This is a genomic window from Enterobacter sp. SORGH_AS_0287 (assembly GCF_031453695.1).
In the GTDB taxonomy this organism is placed as follows: Bacteria; Pseudomonadota; Gammaproteobacteria; order Enterobacterales; family Enterobacteriaceae; genus Enterobacter; species Enterobacter ludwigii.
The window spans coordinates 1465997-1484380 of record NZ_JAVIZW010000001.1 but is presented as its reverse complement, the minus strand read 5'-3'; the positions used below and the strand labels follow the sequence as shown (position 1 = coordinate 1484380).

The 18384-nt window shown below is 54.5% G+C and carries 16 protein-coding genes; 5 read left to right on the top strand and 11 right to left on the bottom strand.

Annotated elements, in window-relative coordinates:
- Positions 1–73 precede the first annotated feature (73 nt).
- A complete protein-coding gene (gene fumA, locus QE396_RS07005; RefSeq protein ID WP_025204339.1) occupies positions 74–1720 on the top strand; it encodes a class I fumarate hydratase FumA in 1647 nt (548 codons plus the stop codon).
- 137 nt (positions 1721–1857) lie between these two features.
- Positions 1858–3252 (top strand): class II fumarate hydratase, encoded by a 1395-nt coding sequence (fumC, locus tag QE396_RS07000; RefSeq protein ID WP_020884315.1) that lies wholly within the window; start codon positions 1858–1860, stop codon positions 3250–3252.
- Here the strand turns inward: fumC and tus are convergent, their stop codons facing one another.
- The 3 genes from tus to rstA form a co-directional block, all read right to left on the bottom strand.
- Positions 3253–4182 carry a DNA replication terminus site-binding protein gene (tus, locus tag QE396_RS06995; RefSeq protein WP_014169815.1) on the bottom strand — a complete coding sequence of 310 codons (930 nt, stop codon included), beginning with the start codon at positions 4180–4182 and terminating at the stop codon, positions 3253–3255.
- Positions 4183–4256: 74 nt separating this feature from the next.
- A complete protein-coding gene (gene rstB, locus QE396_RS06990; RefSeq protein WP_014169816.1) occupies positions 4257–5555 on the bottom strand; it encodes a two-component system sensor histidine kinase RstB in 1299 nt (432 codons plus the stop codon).
- 485 nt (positions 5556–6040) lie between these two features.
- Complete coding sequence (gene rstA, locus QE396_RS06985) at positions 6041–6757, bottom strand: two-component system response regulator RstA (RefSeq protein WP_025204337.1); 717 nt, start codon at positions 6755–6757, stop codon at positions 6041–6043.
- Between the two features lie 128 nt (positions 6758–6885).
- On the opposite strand from rstA, the gene QE396_RS06980 reads away from it, so the two are divergent.
- The gene (locus tag QE396_RS06980; RefSeq protein WP_020884312.1) at positions 6886–7221 is read left to right on the top strand and encodes a GlpM family protein; all 336 of its coding nucleotides are present in this window, start codon (positions 6886–6888) and stop codon (positions 7219–7221) included.
- Here QE396_RS06980 and folM read toward each other — a convergent pair.
- The 3 genes from folM to ydgH form a co-directional block, all read right to left on the bottom strand.
- Entirely contained in the window at positions 7218–7940 is a 723-nt protein-coding gene (gene folM / locus QE396_RS06975) for a dihydromonapterin reductase (protein ID WP_020884311.1), read from the bottom strand. The genes QE396_RS06980 and folM overlap by 4 nt on opposite strands.
- Positions 7941–7979: 39 nt before the next feature.
- A complete protein-coding gene (locus QE396_RS06970; RefSeq protein WP_020884310.1) occupies positions 7980–9362 on the bottom strand; it encodes an amino acid permease in 1383 nt (460 codons plus the stop codon).
- A 185-nt stretch (positions 9363–9547) separates the two neighbouring features.
- Positions 9548–10492, bottom strand: coding sequence for a DUF1471 family protein YdgH (gene ydgH / locus QE396_RS06965; RefSeq protein WP_020884309.1), 945 nt, complete (start codon positions 10490–10492; stop codon positions 9548–9550).
- A 535-nt stretch (positions 10493–11027) separates the two neighbouring features.
- Between ydgH and pntA the strand changes: the two genes are divergently transcribed.
- Together pntA and pntB are read left to right on the top strand one after the other, a co-directional pair.
- Complete coding sequence (gene pntA / locus QE396_RS06960) at positions 11028–12557, top strand: Re/Si-specific NAD(P)(+) transhydrogenase subunit alpha (protein ID WP_020884308.1); 1530 nt, start codon at positions 11028–11030, stop codon at positions 12555–12557.
- Between the two features lie 10 nt (positions 12558–12567).
- Positions 12568–13956, top strand: coding sequence for a Re/Si-specific NAD(P)(+) transhydrogenase subunit beta (gene pntB, locus QE396_RS06955; protein ID WP_020884307.1), 1389 nt, complete (start codon positions 12568–12570; stop codon positions 13954–13956).
- Between the two features lie 49 nt (positions 13957–14005).
- On the opposite strand, the gene uspE is transcribed toward pntB, so the two are convergent.
- The 5 genes from uspE to abgT all read right to left on the bottom strand — a co-directional run bounded on the left by uspE (position 14006) and on the right by abgT (position 18384).
- Positions 14006–14956 carry a universal stress protein UspE gene (uspE, locus tag QE396_RS06950; RefSeq protein WP_014169827.1) on the bottom strand — a complete coding sequence of 317 codons (951 nt, stop codon included), beginning with the start codon at positions 14954–14956 and terminating at the stop codon, positions 14006–14008.
- Positions 14957–15066: 110 nt separating this feature from the next.
- On the bottom strand, positions 15067–15219 hold the full coding sequence (locus tag QE396_RS06945) for a hypothetical protein (protein WP_223398027.1): 153 nt from the start codon (positions 15217–15219) through the stop codon (positions 15067–15069).
- A gap of 176 nt (positions 15220–15395) precedes the next feature.
- Entirely contained in the window at positions 15396–16148 is a 753-nt protein-coding gene (gene fnr / locus QE396_RS06940) for a fumarate/nitrate reduction transcriptional regulator Fnr (protein ID WP_014070017.1), read from the bottom strand.
- Between the two features lie 183 nt (positions 16149–16331).
- Positions 16332–16847, bottom strand: coding sequence for a methylated-DNA--[protein]-cysteine S-methyltransferase (ogt, locus tag QE396_RS06935; protein WP_020884306.1), 516 nt, complete (start codon positions 16845–16847; stop codon positions 16332–16334).
- Between the two features lie 10 nt (positions 16848–16857).
- On the bottom strand, positions 16858–18384 hold the full coding sequence (gene abgT, locus QE396_RS06930; RefSeq protein WP_020884305.1) for a p-aminobenzoyl-glutamate transporter: 1527 nt from the start codon (positions 18382–18384) through the stop codon (positions 16858–16860).

Below are 18384 nucleotides of genomic sequence, written 5' to 3'. Positions count from 1 at the left end.
AGCTGACTCGCTTTTAAGCGGGCAGCGGAACATCTGCCCAAATAATCAGACTGAAGCAGTAAGTGAGAGAACAATGTCGAACAAACCCTTTCATTATCAGGATCCTTTCCCCCTCAGTAAGGATCAAACCGAATATTACCTGTTAACCCGCGATCATGTCTCCGTCTCTGAATTCGAAGGGCAGGAGATCCTCAAGGTCGATCCACAGGCGCTGACGTTACTGGCGCAGCAGGCTTTCCACGACGCCTCGTTTATGCTCCGCCCTGCGCACCAGCAGCAGGTTGCCGATATCCTGAGCGACCCGCAGGCCAGCGAAAACGACAAATACGTCGCCCTGCAGTTCCTGCGTAACTCGGATATCGCGGCGAAAGGTATTTTACCTACCTGCCAGGACACCGGCACGGCCATCATTGTGGGTAAAAAAGGCCAGCGCGTCTGGACTGGCGGCGGCGACGAAGCGGCGCTGGCGCACGGCGTGTACAACACCTACACCGAAGACAACCTGCGCTACTCGCAAAACGCGGCGCTGGATATGTACAAAGAGGTCAACACGGGCACAAACCTGCCTGCGCAGATTGACCTGTATAGCGTGGACGGTGATGAATACAAATTCCTTTGCATCGCCAAAGGTGGCGGTTCAGCGAACAAAACCTATCTCTATCAGGAAACCAAAGCGCTGCTCACGCCGGGCAAGCTGAAGAATTATCTGGTTGAGAAAATGCGCACGCTCGGCACCGCTGCCTGCCCGCCGTACCATATTGCCTTTGTGATTGGCGGTACGTCAGCAGAGAGCACCCTGAAAACGGTGAAGCTGGCGTCGACCAAATATTATGACGGCCTGCCTACCGAAGGGAACGAGCACGGCCAGGCGTTCCGCGATGTTCAGCTCGAACAGGAACTGCTGGAAGAAGCGCGTAACCTTGGCCTGGGTGCGCAGTTCGGCGGCAAATATTTTGCCCATGATGTGCGTGTGATCCGTCTGCCGCGCCACGGTGCCTCCTGCCCGGTTGGGATGGGGGTCTCCTGTTCTGCGGATCGTAACATCAAGGCGAAGATCAACCGCGAAGGCGTCTGGATCGAAAAACTGGAGAATAACCCAGGGAAGTACATTCCTGAAGCGTTGCGCAAAGCGGGCGAGGGTGAAGCCGTTCACGTTGACCTGAACCGTCCGATGAAAGAGATTCTGGCGCAGCTGTCTCAGTATCCGGTGTCGACCCGTCTCTCTCTTAACGGAACCATCATCGTTGGTCGTGACATCGCTCACGCGAAACTGAAAGAGCGTCTGGACAACGGTGAAGGGCTGCCGCAGTACATCAAAGATCACCCGATTTACTACGCAGGCCCGGCCAAAACGCCAGAAGGCTACGCCTCTGGCTCGTTAGGCCCGACCACCGCAGGCCGTATGGACTCGTATGTTGACCAGCTGCAGGCCAACGGCGGCAGCATGATCATGCTGGCAAAAGGAAACCGTAGCCAGCAGGTGACGGATGCCTGCCATAAACACGGTGGCTTCTACCTGGGCAGCATCGGCGGTCCGGCTGCCGTACTCGCGCAGGGCAGCATCAAGAGCCTGGAGTGCATTGAATACCCGGAACTGGGTATGGAAGCTATCTGGAAAATTGAAGTGGAAGATTTCCCGGCGTTTATCCTTGTGGATGACAAAGGTAACGACTTCTTCAGGCAGATCCAGTCCTCACAATGTTCGGCGTGTGTGAAGTAATCTACTATAGCCGGGTGGCGTTCACGTCACCCGGCACATCAAAGAGCGCACAAAGCGCCATATCTTTTCTGTAAAGCAATCAATACTTATCTCTGAAGCATGTGAGCAATCCCGACAGTGTTATCAAGGAGAAAGTAATGACTACGGTACGCCGTGAGAAAGACTCTATGGGCGCGATCGATGTCCCGGCTGACAAGCTATGGGGCGCGCAAACCCAGCGTTCGCTGGAACATTTCCGTATTTCGACCGAGAAAATGCCCGTCTCGCTGATTCAGGCGCTGGCGCTCACTAAACGTGCGGCCGCCAAAGTGAATCAGGATTTAGGCCTGCTGGCGGCAGATAAGGCCACCGCGATTATCACTGCTGCCGATGAAGTGCTGGCCGGCAAGCATCCCGATGAATTCCCCCTCGCCATCTGGCAGACCGGTTCTGGCACCCAGAGCAACATGAATATGAACGAAGTGCTGGCGAACCGGGCAAGCGAACTGCTGGGCGGCGTGCGCGGTATGGAGCGTAAGGTTCACCCGAACGATGACGTAAACAAAAGCCAAAGTTCGAACGACGTCTTCCCGACGGCGATGCACGTGGCGGCGGTGATTGCGCTTCGTGAACAGCTGATCCCGCAGCTCAACGTGCTTAAAACCACCCTTGGCGAGAAAGCGCAGGCTTTCAGCGATATCGTCAAAATAGGACGTACTCATCTGCAGGATGCCACGCCGCTGACGCTCGGCCAGGAGATTTCCGGCTGGGTGGCAATGCTAGAACATAACCTCAAGCACATCGAGTACAGCCTGCCGCATCTTGCAGAGCTGGCGCTGGGCGGAACGGCGGTCGGTACGGGGTTAAATACCCATCCGGAATATGCGGTGCGCGTTGCCGACGAGCTGGCGGCCATCACCGGGCAGCCGTTTATCACGGCGCCGAATAAGTTTGAAGCGCTGGCCACCTGTGATGCGCTGGTTCATACCCACGGTGCCCTCAAGGGGCTGGCAGCGTCGTTGATGAAAATCGCCAATGATGTGCGCTGGCTGGCCTCGGGTCCCCGTTGCGGTATCGGTGAAATTAGCATTCCGGAGAACGAGCCGGGTAGCTCAATCATGCCGGGCAAAGTAAACCCGACCCAATGTGAAGCCATGACCATGCTCTGCTGCCAGGTAATGGGTAACGACGTTGCCGTTAACATGGGCGGCGCATCCGGTAACTTTGAGCTGAACGTCTATCGCCCGATGGTGATTCACAACGTGCTTCAGTCCATACGCCTGCTGGCGGACGGTATGGAGAGTTTCAACGAGCACTGTGCGTCAGGCATTGAGCCAAACCGCGAGCGCATCAGCCAGTTGCTCAATGAGTCGTTGATGCTGGTGACCGCGCTGAATACCCATATCGGCTACGACAAAGCCGCCGAGATTGCGAAAAAAGCGCATAAAGAGGGGCTGACGCTGAAAGCCTCCGCTCTGGCATTGGGTTATCTGACGGAGGCTGAGTTTGATGCATGGGTACGCCCGGAATCGATGGTCGGCAGCCTGAAATAATCACTGCGCCACATACAGGTGCAGCCGCGGAATAATCAGCTGCAGCGGTTGCGCCTGAGGTCTGTAACGATGCTGGACATTTTCAGCATCGTAATTCAGCAGTTCGCCAATATCCGGCACAATGGCCCCCTGATCGGCATCATAAAGTGCGATCAGCGGCGTCGGGCAGGCATACTGTACCTGCTTTTGCTGGCCGGAATACCAGACGCGCGCGATAGGCTGCACCTTCACCGGACGCTTAATCTTAAGCCGGGTATCCGCCGGCAGTGAGGCGATGCTGTGGTACTCCTGCTCAAGCCGTTCAATCCACTGCTCGCGTGACCACGGTGCGACAGTCCGCGGTGCCTTAAGACTCTTTTCCAGCTGCGCCAGAATGTCATCCCGGGTGAAGTTTTTAATGATGTGCTTGTTGGCCCAGCCGAAGCGAAGCGTGGCGGGATGACGCAGTACCGTCAGCGTACGGTAGGCATTCAGGGTGATTAATCCCGGTAGCTGTCGGTGTACCCATTCAAAACGGGCGGCAGGGGCCAGACCTGACTCTTCAGTGATGATCTTTTCAAACGTCGCCTTAAGCGTGTTGATATGCGCAATCTGGTTTTCCAGCGCTTCTCGCGTTGTTGCATCAGTTTGCAGGCAGATTACGCCCGGCAGACGAACGGCCGCCTTACTGCTGCGGTTTTCTGACTGCTGCTGGATAAACAGGCGACGGTAGTGCCGCAGCGTCAGTTCCAGCGCCGCTTTGCCGATATGCTGCTGTACCTCTATGGTTTCCAGCGGGTCGTGTTCAGCGCCTTTCACCACATCCGGCAGGGTAAAGACGCGCGCGGCTAACAGACGGCAGGTCTGCAAACGTTCGGTCAGGGTCAGTAACTCGTGTTCAATGTCGCGGAACGTGCTGTTCAGCCTTTCGATGAGATCGTACGTCGCCATGATAACTTTTCATTAGTTACAACATACTTATCATATAGCACAGCACGCCGGGTCAGGCCAGCGTGCGATAAAGGTCAGGCAGGGACGGGAAGGGTGATGTTGTGATATACCGGCCAGCTAAAGCAGAAGCGCGCGCCGCCGAGTGCGCTCTCTTCACAATGCACCGTGCCGCCCATCGCCTGCGCAATGGAGTAAACAATTGCCAGCCCCAGGCCACATCCCCCCGTGGCACGATCGCGACTGGGGTCGAGGCGTACAAACGGCTCAAACACCGTTTCACGCGCTTCCGGGGCGATGCCAGGTCCGTCGTCCTCAACCGTCAGACAGGCCTGACTACCCTGTAAATCTAAGCCAATCTGCAGCGTGCTCTCGCTATAGCGCATGGCGTTGTTCATCAGATTATCCAGCACGCGTTCCATCAGACGCATATCCAGTGCGCCATAATCGCCGGGCGTGACGTGTGTCAGCAGCGTGCGTTGCGGGTTTACGCTCTGGACATCATCGATATGGGTTTGTAACCAGCCGGGCAGGTCCGGCGTACTGAGGTTCAGTTCGTTTTGCGGGCGATCGAGGCGCGCATAGGTCAGGAGCTCCTCAATGAGGCCCTCAAGCTGACCAATGTCGCGGTTCAGTGCCTGAGACTCGGCCTCCGTCAGGTTTTCGCTCATCTCCAGCCGATAGCGCAGGCGTACCAGTGGCGTACGCAGCTCGTGAGCAATTCCGTCAATGAGCTGTTTTTTACTGATAATCAGCGCATTGATGTTATCGGCCATCTGGTTAAACGCCACGCCAAGACGCTCGAAGCTGGAACCGCTGTCGAAGTGAATGCGCTCGGTAAAATGCCCGTCACCAAAACGTTGCGCAGCTGATTCCAGTTTCAGCATGTCCTGCCAGTGTGGCCTCATCCAGATAAAGACCGGGAACGCGAGCGAAATGGCAATGAAAGCCAGCAGGGCAAGGTCCAGCAGGCGCATCTGGTGCAGATAATAGAGATAAGGTACCGGCCCCACGGCCAGAACGTAATGGCTCCGTGGAATGCGCTGGATAAAGGTATATTTCTCATCCAGCGCCACAATGTCCCCGTCACGCAGTCGCTGCATGGCGGGTGGCTCTAAATCGAAATCCTTCATCGGCTCGATGCGCAGATCAAACGACAGGTTCAGATCCAGCTCTTTTAAGGTCTTGGCCCAGTCGTGTGGCGGGATCTCTCGCAGCTCGCTGCGCATCAGGTAGAGCGAGCTTTTCATTAAATCATCCAGTGACTGCCTGCCCGCACGTTCGGCGGTGAATTTATAGACCAGTCCAACCAGCATGGTCATCACCAGGAAGCAGACAAACAGCAGGAGATAAAACTGTACAAACAGCTTTTTCATTCAATCTCACCGAAAATCAATACGTTAACAACCTGCGTCGAAGACAAACACGCAAACCCAAACTAGTTACACATACCGCTCGGTTTTTTACGGGGCCCGCATTGTGAGTAATCCCACAGAACGTACCCTTTTGATTTCATACAGTCTTCTATTTTTTTGATCCTGGAATCTTGCTGTTCTATCGTTTCGCCCGGCAGCAGGCGGTTACGACTGAAGTTTTCGTCCCATGAATTGAGCGAATACTTTCGATCAACGCCGCAGGCGTACAAATCCTCACGGCGTTGTTGCACATTGGTATGGCCCGGGGTCCAGGGATTCTGGATAGTCTGAATATACGGAACATAGTCATAATGACTTGAATCCATATCTGCGACAACGCACCCGGTTAACCCAAAACTGCAGATCAGGCTGAGTGTTCTTATTTTATGCAACTGTCAGACCTCGTCTGCATAATGTTTTAAACAGTGTCATTCGGGGAACCGGCATCAGGTTTCCCAGGCGTGAGGCGCGAACAGATAGCCCTTGTTACGCACGGTTTTAATGCGGTACGGCTCAGTGGCATTATCCTGCAGTTTTTTACGCAGGCGCGAAATAGCCACGTCAACGCTGCGATCCATTCCGTCGTAGCTGACGCCGCGCAGGTTTTTCAGTAATGCATCGCGATCCATGATCTGCCCGGCGTGGGTTGCCAGTTCCCAGAGCAGGTCAAAATCTGCCGTGGAAAGGGCGATAAGCTCGCCAGAAAGCAGAACCTGACGGTTAATCGGATCAATAGACAAGGTACCAAAACGCATCGCTTTGTGCGGGGTCAGCGACTGAGCAGGCGCTTCTCGTTCAACGCTGGCACGCTGGCGTAAATGGAGGCGCAGACGAGCAAGGAGGACGGCAGGGGGCGTGGTTTTCAGAATGTAGTCATTGGCACCCATTTCGAGTGACAAAATATGGTTCATGTCGCTGTCCAGCGAGGTCAGCAGCACGATAGGGCCCTCCCACCGGGCGCGCAGATCGCGGCAGACCGTCATGCCATCTTTGCCGGGCAGCATAATGTCCAGCAGCACCAGGTCCGGGTTTTCACGTAAGACCACCTCTTCGGCACGATCGCCACGAGGCTCAACAATGACGTCCATATCATGCTTACCCAGATAGGCGGCAATCAATTGCCCCACTTCGGGCTCGTCTTCAACATAAACAATCTTATTCATACAACGTCTGTTATCGCGAAAAAAGCCAACATACACCGCACAACCTTAACGTTCCATTAATCTTTCATAATTAACGCCAGTTCCGTTATTCTGGCTCATATTGTTATTTGATTGTTATAGGGAAAAAGATGGGGCTGGTGATAAAAGCCGCGTTGGGTGCGCTGGTGGTGTTACTGATAGGTATTCTGGCTAAAACCAGGAATTATTATATTGCCGGGCTGATCCCACTCTTCCCGACCTTTGCGTTAATAGCGCACTATATTGTCGCCTCAGAACGAGGCACGGAAGCATTGCGTACGACTATCGTGTTCGGGATGTGGTCGATCATCCCTTATTTTCTTTATCTGCTTTCGCTGTGGTACTTCACCGGTTTTATGCGACTTCCCCTGGCGCTGAGCGGGGCTGTTGTCTGCTGGGGACTCAGCGCCTGGGTGCTTATCTTCTTCTGGAGCCGCTTTCACTAGCGCAGCGGTCGACCGCCGTCCACGGCAAAGGTTCTGCCAGTGACGTAGCAACTGGTGAGCAGATAATCGATAAGATCGATAACCTCTTTTTCACCTGGCGCAATTTTCATCAGCGATTTATTCAGCGCCTGCTGGCGATACTCCGCATCATCGTCTTCGTTGAATAAAATCATCGCCGGGGCGATGGCGTTCACCTTAACTTCAGGGGCAAGTTTACGGGCGAACGAGCGCGTCATGTTATCGAGTGCAGCTTTACTGGCCGCATAGGCGATGTGCTTGTCGCTGCCGCGCTCCACGACGTAATCGGTGAAATGAATAATATCACCCGCCGCATGTCCGTGACCGCGCAGCAGGTCGAGCAGGGCATGGTTCAGCAGATAGGGCGCATTGACGTGGATCTGCAGCATGCAGGAGAGCGTTTCGCTGAGTGGCGTACCGGATTTTTCGGGAAGCCAGGCGCTGGCATTATGGATAATGGCGCGCAGCCCGGGGGTGGTAGATTTCACTTTATCAGCGAAGGCCAGAATACCGTCATCGGTTGAGAAATCGGCCTGAATGCAGATCGCACCGGCTTTGCGTAGCCCCTCAATCGAGGGATATTCGCTGCGGTAACTGATGATGACCGGATGGCGAAGATTGAGAAAGTGATGGGCAAGGGCGAGGCCGATACGACGGCCTCCACCAGTAATCAGTATTGGGCGTTGCTGCGCATTTCCCATCGTATTCTCCTTTTCAGTTCAACAATGGGAAAGGCGATTCTATCCCATTAACATCCAGGTTGCCGGTACGGCAGCAACCAGTAACAGCCCGATTAAGGCCATCTCACGGCGTCTAAGCGCGTTCTCTAACTGATGCGTGCGGCGGGCGTAGATAAACACCAGCAGGCCCGGTGCATACAACACCACCGACAGCAGCAGATGCATAGGCCCGGAAGCATACAACAACCACAGGCCGTAAATACAGGCTCCGACACCCACCACATAGTGCGCCGGACGTGTGGCGATTTTTAACAGATACGCACCTACTAAGAAATAGGGTACCAGAATCATCTCCGAGGCGATGGTCAGCAGAGTGTTATAGTCTGAACCTGTGAGCCAGATCAGCACCAGACAGACCTGAACGCTGATGTTGGTCAGCCAGAGTGAGGCCGACGGCGCGCTGTTTTTGTTTTGACGAGCAAACAGGCGTGGAAATGCTTTGTGCGTTGCGGCCAGGAACGGCACTTCTGCCGCCATAATGGTCCAGCTCAGGTACGCGCCGCACACGGAGATAATCAGCCCCGCGGCAATCACCACGTCACCCCACGGTCCGAACATTTTCACCATCAGGCCCGCCATCGACGGGTTACGCATTTCGGCCAGCTCAGGACGCGCGACCACCCCCAGCGACAGCAGCGTCACCATCAGATACACGCCCAGCGCCGCCAGTACCGCCAGCAGCGTGGCGCGACCCACATCGCGCTTATTCCGCGCCCGGGCAGAGACCACGACGGCCCCTTCAACACCGATGAAGACCCACAAGGTGATCAGCATGGTGTTTTTGACCTGCTCCCAGACCGGTACGCCCAGCGCGACACCGCTGAAATCGAGACTGAACACATCGAGACGGAACGCCATAAAGGCCAGCACGATAAACAGGCCGAGCGGAACCAGTTTGGCCAGAGTTGCCACCAGATTAATGCTGGCCGCCGTCTGTACGCCACGTAGAATCAGCCAGTGAACAACCCACAGCAGTACCGAGGCGCCCACAATGGACTGCCAGGTATTGCCGTCGCCAAAGAACCGCAGTTCAGGGGTATCGGTAAAGAAACTGAGCGCCGAAAAGACGATCACCAGGTAGGAGACGTTTGCGATGACCGCACATAGCCAGTAGCCCCATGCGGAACAGAAGCCAATCAGTTCGCCGAAACCTTCACGGGCGTAAGTGAAAATCCCTCCATCCAGATCCGGGCGGATGCGGGTCAGAAGCAGCATTGCGAACGCCAGCAACAAAATCCCGGCACCCGTGATGCCCCACCCTATAAGCAGTGCGGCAGGGCTGGCGACCGCTGCCATATTCTGCGGTAAGCTGAACACGCCCGCACCCAGCATTGAGCTCAAAACGAGTGCAGTCAAAGCACTCAGGCCTAGTTTCTTTTCCATTGGCTTCCTGTTATGAAAGGTCCAAATCCAGAATAATTATTTCGCACAGGCGCATAAAAATGGTGGATCACACTAAGGCGCGGGATTTTACGGAGTGTCACGAAAGCATGCAATGACGTGGGGCCGAATTTCAAAAAAAAGTAACAAAAAAGGCGGCATTGCGCCGCCTCGGGTCAACCGTTCTGTTACTTGTACAGGTCGGCGCTGATGGTCACGTTGTTACCACGTTCCTGCCACTGGCGGGTGATGTGGTAATACTTCGCCCCTTTCTTCGCCGCACGTTTCGCGACCTGATAAGAGACTTCCGTCATGTTGCCGTAGTTGCCGGTAAATTTAATGCTGTCGAACGGCACCATCTGCGCTGCAGTGGCTTTGTTCAGCTCTTCAATTTTGGTTCCGTCTGGCAGGGTAACGGAGTAACGGCCACCTTTGGTGGATTGTGTTTCGAAGAAACGGCCCACTTCAGCGCTTGGTGCGGCAGAGGTGGCTACGCCTGGAATTTCCACTTTCTTCGCTTCTTCACCGCCTTTCGCTATCGCCGCACGACCCGCTTCGGAATCAGCAGGAATAGCGTCCGGGCTTTGCAGAACGCGTTTTTTCGCATCTTCTTTATAGATGAACGCAGTAATGCGTTGGTTGCCACCCTGGTTAGCATCGACCTGACGCACGATAAAGAAAGAGTACGCGCCTTTTTCTTTTGCGGCTTTGGTGATGGCATCGTTCACTTCAGGCTGGCTGCGATAGAAGCCCTGCACGGTGACGGTGTCATAAGGTTCCAGCTCAATCGCCTGATCTTTCGGTAATTCAACGACGCCGTTAATCACGCGGTTTTTCGGTGCGTCAGCTTTCGGCGCATTGTCTTTATACAGCGCAATGGTCACGCGCTGGTTACCGCTGTTGCCGGAGTCAGACTGATCAACAACGTAAAACGAGGCCGCACCGTTTTTATCGGCGGCTTTTGATGCGGCGGCGACGGCATCGCCAATAGAATTATAACGACCCACAATGACCGTATGGTCAAAAGGTTTTAACGCTGCCGCTTGCTCCGGCGTTAACTCTGTCGCGGCATTCGCAGACAGGGCGGTCGCGGAGAGAAGTGCGGACGCCAGGAGTGTGTTCTTAAGCTTCATAAAAATAATCCTTCGCCTTGCGCAAACCATGTACTGGTATTGTTGTTAATTTGAGACGGTCCCGATTATGGCATTTAAAACCCGTCGCTGTCTGCGCCATTTTTCACAGCCTGTGCTCACTGAATCATCTGATTTGATAACATTTAGTGATATGTTGAAAAAACAGGCGTCTGACAAGCAAAACTGATAAAGCTTATGACTTTTACAAGTTAATTTAATGTTAATAAGTTGTTCTCTAATGGCGCTATATCATGTTTTTACCGCTTCGCTTGCGCTATTTATCGGTCTCAGCGATGAATTTAAGGTAAATATCACTGTCAGCGACGCAGATCACTTATTTTTCACAGATAAAGTAAGAAATAGTGTTTTCTGGCGGTAGATCACGGGCGTTATTTTCAGTAGGTTATAGAAAGTTTGTTACTGTTTTATTTTCTGGGGTTAATCATATGTCGTCGCTGTCCTGCTGGCGAAAGTTGATACAAACCGCGGGCATTTATCGACAAACCATCATCAAAAACCGATGGAAGGGAAAACTATGCGTATTGGGGTACCAAAAGAACGGTTAGCCAATGAAACCCGCGTAGCGGCAACACCGAAAACGGTGGAGCAACTGCTTAAACTGGGTTTTACCGTCGCAGTTGAACGCGGCGCGGGCAAACTGGCGAGTTTCGATGACGAGGCCTTTATTCAGGCTGGCGCGGAAGTGGTGGACGGTGCTGAAGTCTGGCAGTCGCCCGTTATTCTCAAGGTTAATGCGCCGGAAGAGAGCGAGATTGAACTGCTTAATCCTGGCACGACGCTGGTGAGCTTCATCTGGCCTGCACAGAATCCTGAGTTGATGGAGAAGCTGGCAGCACGTGGCGTGACCGTGATGGCCATGGACTCCGTGCCGCGTATTTCGCGCGCGCAGTCGCTGGATGCCTTAAGTTCCATGGCGAATATCGCCGGTTACCGCGCGATTGTTGAGGCGGCGCATGAGTTTGGTCGCTTCTTTACCGGTCAGATCACCGCGGCAGGGAAAGTGCCTCCGGCGAAAGTGATGGTGATTGGCGCGGGCGTGGCGGGTCTTGCGGCTATCGGCGCGGCAAACAGCCTGGGCGCTATCGTACGCGCTTTTGACACCCGTCCTGAAGTAAAAGAACAAGTCCAAAGTATGGGGGCCGAATTCCTTGAGCTGGACTTCAAGGAAGAAGCGGGCAGCGGTGACGGTTACGCGAAGGTCATGTCCGAAGCTTTTATCAAAGCGGAAATGGAACTCTTCGCCGCGCAGGCCAAAGATGTCGACATCATTGTCACTACCGCGCTTATCCCCGGTAAACCCGCGCCGAAGCTGATTACCCGTGAGATGGTTGACTCCATGAAGTCGGGCAGTGTGATCGTCGACCTGGCGTCGCAGAACGGTGGCAACTGTGAGTACACCGTGCCAAATCAGGTGACCACAACTGCTAACGGCGTGAAGGTGATCGGGTATACCGATTTGCCGGGCCGTCTGCCAACGCAGTCTTCTCAGCTGTACGGTACCAACCTTGTTAACCTGCTGAAACTGCTCTGCAAAGAGAAAGACGGCAACATCACCGTTGATTTTGACGATGTTGTTGTGCGTGGCGTAACGGTGGTGCGTGAAGGCGAAATCACCTGGCCTGCGCCACCGATTCAGGTGTCCGCGCAGCCTCAGGCGGCACCGAAAGCGGCGCCTGAGCCTAAAGAGCCAGCTAAACCGGCTTCTCCGTGGCGCAAGTACGCGATCATGGCGCTGGTCATTATTCTGTTTGGCTGGCTGGCAGACGTCGCGCCGAAAGAATTCCTCGGCCACTTTACCGTCTTCGCGCTCTCGTGTGTGGTGGGGTACTACGTCGTATGGAATGTCTCCCATGCGCTGCATACGCCACTGATGTCGGTCACTAACGCCATCTCCGGGATTATCGTGGTCGGGGCGCTGCTGCAGATTGGCCACGGCGGCTGGGTAAGTTTCCTGAGCTTTATCGCGGTGCTGATCGCCAGTATCAATATTTTCGGTGGGTTCACCGTGACTCAGCGCATGCTGAAAATGTTTCGTAAAGGCTAAGGGGTAGCATATGTCTGGAGGATTAGTCACAGCCGCATACATTGTTGCTGCAATCCTATTTATTTTCAGTCTGGCGGGGCTTTCCAAACACGAAACGTCTCAGCAGGGAAATAACTTTGGTATCGCCGGGATGGCGATTGCGCTGATTGCCACCATCTTCGGGCCGGACACCGGCAACGTTGCATGGATCCTGGTGGCGATGATCATCGGTGGCGCGATTGGTATTCGCCTGGCGAAACACGTTGAAATGACCGAGATGCCGGAGCTGGTGGCCATTCTGCACAGCTTCGTGGGGCTGGCGGCGGTGCTGGTGGGCTTCAACAGCTACCTGTACCACACACCCGGTCTGGAACCGATTCTGGTCAACATCCATCTGACGGAAGTGTTCCTCGGCATCTTCATTGGTGCGGTGACCTTCACCGGCTCAATTGTCGCGTTCGGCAAACTGCGCGGTAAGATCTCTTCTAAACCGCTGATGCTGCCAAACCGTCACAAGCTGAACCTGGCGGCGCTGGTCGTGTCCTTTGTGCTGCTGGTGGTCTTCGTGCGCACTGAAAGCGTGGGCCTGCAGGTGCTGGCGTTACTGGTGATGACCCTGATTGCTCTGGCCTTTGGCTGGCACCTGGTGGCCTCCATTGGTGGTGCCGATATGCCAGTGGTTGTCTCCATGCTGAACTCCTACTCCGGTTGGGCCGCGGCGGCAGCTGGCTTCATGCTGAGCAACGATCTGTTGATCGTCACCGGTGCGCTGGTCGGTTCTTCTGGTGCGATCCTGTCTTACATCATGTGTAAGGCGATGAACCGTTCGTTTATCAGCGTTATCGCGGGTGGCTTTGGTTCTGATGGCTCCTCAACCGGTTCTGACGAAGAAGTGGGTGAGCACCGTGAGATCAGCGCGGAAGATACCGCAGAGATGCTGAAAAACTCACACTCGGTCATCATTACCCCAGGCTACGGCATGGCGGTGGCGCAGGCTCAGTATCCGGTTGCGGAGATCACCGAGAAACTGCGTGCGCGTGGTATCAAGGTTCGCTTTGGCATTCACCCGGTCGCGGGACGTCTGCCAGGCCACATGAACGTGCTGCTGGCGGAAGCGAAAGTGCCTTACGACATCGTGCTGGAGATGGATGAGATCAACGATGATTTCACCGATACCGACACCGTCCTGGTTATTGGTGCCAACGACACCGTTAACCCGGCGGCGCAGGACGATCCGCGTAGCCCAATCGCCGGTATGCCGGTTCTGGAAGTGTGGAAGGCGCAGAACGTGATTGTCTTCAAACGTTCCATGAATACCGGTTATGCAGGGGTTCAGAACCCGCTGTTCTTCAAAGAGAACACGCACATGCTGTTTGGCGATGCAAAAGCCAGTGTCGATGCGATTCTGAAATCGCTGTAAATCAGCGACAAAAAAACCGCCGGAAACGGCGGTTTTTTTATGTCTGAACTTAGTCGTCTTCCGGGTCGTCCAGTTCAACCGGTGTCTGATACTCATCCGGCTTGATGACCAGCAGGTCACAGCGCAGATGGTCGATCACCTGTTCGGCGGTATTGCCCAGGAACGCGGCAGAAATACCGGTCCGGCCAATGGTACCCAGTACCACAATCCCCGCCTGCAGATGTTCTGCTAAATCCGGGATCACCTCTTCAGGCAACCCTTTTTCCACATGTGTCATTTTCTCATCGATGCTGAATTTCTGGCGTAACGCCTTCATGGCCAGCAGGTGCTGCCCCCGGATCGCATCGTTATACACGCTCGGGTCAAATTCAGGCAGCTCGATGGCAATATTAATCGGTGTTACCGGGTAAGCGCCCACCAGATGGACTTCAGTGTGGTTAACCTGCTCGGCAAGCTGGATCGTCTCCTTGACCAGCTTTTCATTGAGCGAATTGTGGTAATCCTCCTCGCTCGCTAGGTTGACCGCCACGACGGCCTTGCCGCCTTCTGGCCACGGCTGGTCTTTTACCATCCACACCGGGCAAGGGCATTTACGCAGCAGGTGCCAGTCGGTAGGGGTAAAGATCACGGATTCCAGCTTGTCGTGCTGGTGCGCCATTTTCAGCAACAGGTCGTGCCCACCGGCGACCACTTCCTGGATAATGGCTTCGAAAGGTCGGTTATGCCAGACCACTTTAATATCGATAGGAACACCCGCTTCCAGGTAATATTTGGCCTGTTCACGGATCCACGCGGTACGCTGGCTGATCACTCCCTGACGCATTGCGGTGCGTTCGTCAGGCGACAGAAGGGTGGTCATCTCATATGAGAAGTCATAGATCGGCAAAAACGCTTTGATTTTGCCACCAATCCGTTGATGTAGATACACAGCACGTCGTAATGCCGGCTGATCGTCCTGGTTAGGATCGATAGCCACCAGCATGTTTTGATACTTTGCCATACAGGTCTCCTTACTACTGTCACCACAGTCTGTAATTAAAAGAGTAACCTATATATCTTGAATGAAACAGGGGGGAAGTTTTTGTCAGATCAATAAATCATGAAAATCTGTCACAGAAAAAGAACCGTTGTCGTTACCGCGATAAAGGCAATCAGCAGCAGTACCATCACCGCAATCGCAAACGTCGTTGAATCCTGTACGTAGGTTTTTTCTTCACCCTTCATTGGCCCGACAAGCATGATCCAGATGAATATGAAGGTCACTGAGGCGATAACGACTGAAACGAAAAATAAACTTTCTCTCAATTCATAACCTCAACAAGAACCTTTCAGGGACTGAGTGGGGCGGTGCCAGGGAAACGTGGTGAAACGGAAGTGGTGACGTACCAGACCAATAAATCATAAAAATTTATCGGCCTGGCATCAATCATGCGGAGGCGTTATGCCACGTTGCGGGAGTGACCGGCAAGAACGGCCAAAGCTTCACCGTTTTCGATGGTAATGTATTTACCCTTAACGGCCAGCATTCCGCTTTTCTGGAAACGACCCAGCAGGCGGCTGATGGTTTCCACCGTCAGGCCCAGGTAGTTACCGATATCGCCACGCGTCATGGTCAGACGGAATTCACGCGGGGAGAAACCGCGCTCCGCGAAGCGGCGTGAGAGGTTATAGATAAACGCGGCCAGGCGTTCTTCTGCATTCTTTTTGGAAAGCAGCAGAATCATGTCCTGATCGCCTTTGATCTCACCGCTCATCAGACGCATCATCTGCTGACGCAGATTGGGCATTTTGCCTGAGAGATCGTCCAGCGTTTCAAACGGGATTTCGCAAACCATTGAGGTTTCCAGCGCCTGAGCAAAGCTCGGGTGATGGCCAGTACCGATGGCATCAAAGCCAACCAGGTCACCCGCCAGATGGAAGCCGGTGATCTGCTCATCACCCTGTTCAGTGATGGTGTAGCTTTTGATGGTGCCAGAACGGATAGCATAGAGCGATTTCAGTTCGTCTCCCGCTTTAAACAGCGTCTGCCCTTTCTGAATAGGCTTTTTGCGCTCGATGATATTATCAAGCTGATCGAGTTCATGCTCATTCAGGGTAAACGGGATACAGAGCTGGCTGATGCTGCAATCCTGGCAATGGATAGCACAACCGCCAGACTGAATGCGTCGTATAATTCGCTTTTCCGGGATCATAGGTTTGCTCAAGCCTTAATTGATATTGGTCAATTTTAACATCTTTTTGGTAAGTACGTAAGCCTGCCAAACCATCAATAAGGACAAGAGACGGCAACCTGTTGCCATCTTCTTGAAATTCCACAGCTTGATTATGGATTTTTAGCCTAACCGGAAGAAAATTAAGCACTAAAAGCCTGGAAACTAGAGCAGGAGATACCCCTCGTGACGCAGTAACCACTCCTTGCGCTGCACGCCACCGGCATAGCCGGTCAGGGTGCCGTTGCGGCCAATCACGCGGTGGCAGGGGACCACAATACTGACGGGGTTAGCGCCATTTGCCGCGCCGACCGCGCGGGCCGCGCCGGCACGGCCGAGTTGCCCGGCGAGCTGGCCGTAATGCATGACCTGTCCGCACGGAATACTGCGCAGCGCCTGCCAGACTTCGCGCTGGAAAGGTGTGCCTGCCGTGGCGGTCGGCAGGGTGTCAATGATGCTGAGATCGCCCTCGAAGTACGCCGTCAGTTTGTCGCTCAGGCCGCCTGGGTTGGTGGCGCTGATACGTTCATAACCCTGCGCGCGATAGTGCACGTTGAGCAACGTGTCCATCCTGTCGCTGTGTTCTTCCCACTCAACGGCGCGCAGACAGAACTGCTCGTCTGCAATCACCCACAGTGGACCAAGCGGCGTGGCAATTTTATCTTCGAGTAATCTCAGCATCGTTAATCCTTTAGTGCAGCCTTGGGTAAATCCCCGGCCCAATCGGCAGACCGACAAGATACCATGCCACCAGCATCACCAGCCATACCCCTAAAAAGATAAGCGGATAGGGTAAAACCAGCGAATAGTAGGTACCCAGTTTTGCCTCTGGTTTATAGCGCTGCAGGAAGCCTAAAAACAGCGGAACAAACGGTGAGACCGGTGCCAGCGGGATGACGGAGGAGTCTGCGATACGGAACAGGATCTGGGCAAACGCCGGGTGGAACCCCAGCATCATAAACATCGGCACAAAGATGGGAGCCAGAATCGACCAGATTGCCGAGCCGCTGGCGATAAACATGCACAGCAGTGACGACAGCAGCGCAAGGCCGACAAATGCCGGGACGCCGCTTAACCCCGCCGCTTCCAGCGCATCGGTCAGCCCCACGGCCATAAATTTGCCCATGTTGCTCCAGTTAAACATCGCCACGAACTGCGCCAGCGGGAACACCATCACAATAAAGCCCGCCATCTCTTTCATGGGTTCGATCATCAGCTGCGGCAGATCGCCCTGACGGCGAATTTTGCCGGTGGCGATCCCATAGGCGAGCGAAACGACAAAGAAAAACAGAATAATCAGCGGCACAATGCCCTGAATAAACGGCGAGGGGAGAACGGTATGTTTAACCGGATCGCGCAGGATGCCGTTTTCCGGTACCACCATCAACGCGACCGCGGCAATAAACGCCAGCGAGACCACGCCTGCCACGCGCAGGCCAACGCGTTGCTCTTTACTCAGCGTCTCCAGCTTCTCATCGCTTCGGCCTTCCCATTTCCCTAAACGCGGCTCAATGAGCTTATCGGTAATCAGTCCGCCCACCAGGGTCAGCAGGACCACCGAGCTGGCCATAAAGTACCAGTTGTCGATGACGCTGACGTGCATCGCGGTGTCGATGGTTTTGGCCGCCTCCGTGCTGATGCCTGAGAGCAGGACATCGGTGGTCACGATCAGCAGGTTGGCGGTAAAGCCGCAGCCTACGCCCGCAATCGCCGACAGCAGACCCGCCACGGGATGGCGTCCGACGGCGAGGAAAATCAGAGCGCCCATGGGCGGCATGATCACCAGCGCGGCATCAGAGGAGATGTGGCTAAAGAAGGCGATAAACAGCACCATGTAGCTGGCGTAACGTGCGCTGACGTGGGAGGCCATTTTCACCATCAGCGCCGGTAACAGACCGACACGCTCGGCAAGCCCGGCGCCCAGTACCAGCGCCAGAATGGCCCCCAGCGGGGCGAAGCCGCTGAAGTTTTTAACCACATTCGGTAAGAACCAGTGCAACCCTTCGACACTCAACAGGTTCTTGACCGCCACCATACTGCCATCGGCCGGACTGCGCACGCTGACATCAAAGGCGGACAGCACCGCTGTCGCCACCATCAAAACCACGATCAACCAGATAAAAAGCAGGAAAGGGTGCGGCACTTTATTGCCGATCCTTTCAACCCAGCCATAGAGCTTACCGGATGGGGAATGCGAAGGTATGGAAGACATACTCAT

Bases quoted from the DNA above. Each gene is read 5' to 3' on its own strand.
- folM (WP_020884311.1), bottom strand. From the start codon at position 7,940: ATGGGAAATGCGCAGCAACGCCCAATACTGATTACTGGTGGAGGCCGT.
- uspE (WP_014169827.1), bottom strand. From the start codon at position 14,956: ATGGCAAAGTATCAAAACATGCTGGTGGCTATCGATCCTAACCAGGAC.
- ogt (WP_020884306.1), bottom strand. From the start codon at position 16,847: ATGCTGAGATTACTCGAAGATAAAATTGCCACGCCGCTTGGTCCACTG.
- tus (WP_014169815.1), bottom strand. From the start codon at position 4,182: ATGGCGACGTACGATCTCATCGAAAGGCTGAACAGCACGTTCCGCGAC.
- fumC (WP_020884315.1), top strand. From the start codon at position 1,858: ATGACTACGGTACGCCGTGAGAAAGACTCTATGGGCGCGATCGATGTC.
- abgT (WP_020884305.1), bottom strand. From the start codon at position 18,384: ATGAGTATGTCTTCCATACCTTCGCATTCCCCATCCGGTAAGCTCTAT.
- pntB (WP_020884307.1), top strand. From the start codon at position 12,568: ATGTCTGGAGGATTAGTCACAGCCGCATACATTGTTGCTGCAATCCTA.
- fnr (WP_014070017.1), bottom strand. From the start codon at position 16,148: ATGATCCCGGAAAAGCGAATTATACGACGCATTCAGTCTGGCGGTTGT.
- QE396_RS06980 (WP_020884312.1), top strand. From the start codon at position 6,886: ATGGGGCTGGTGATAAAAGCCGCGTTGGGTGCGCTGGTGGTGTTACTG.
- rstA (WP_025204337.1), bottom strand. From the start codon at position 6,757: ATGAATAAGATTGTTTATGTTGAAGACGAGCCCGAAGTGGGGCAATTG.
- ydgH (WP_020884309.1), bottom strand. From the start codon at position 10,492: ATGAAGCTTAAGAACACACTCCTGGCGTCCGCACTTCTCTCCGCGACC.
- pntA (WP_020884308.1), top strand. From the start codon at position 11,028: ATGCGTATTGGGGTACCAAAAGAACGGTTAGCCAATGAAACCCGCGTA.
- QE396_RS06970 (WP_020884310.1), bottom strand. From the start codon at position 9,362: ATGGAAAAGAAACTAGGCCTGAGTGCTTTGACTGCACTCGTTTTGAGC.
- rstB (WP_014169816.1), bottom strand. From the start codon at position 5,555: ATGAAAAAGCTGTTTGTACAGTTTTATCTCCTGCTGTTTGTCTGCTTC.
- fumA (WP_025204339.1), top strand. From the start codon at position 74: ATGTCGAACAAACCCTTTCATTATCAGGATCCTTTCCCCCTCAGTAAG.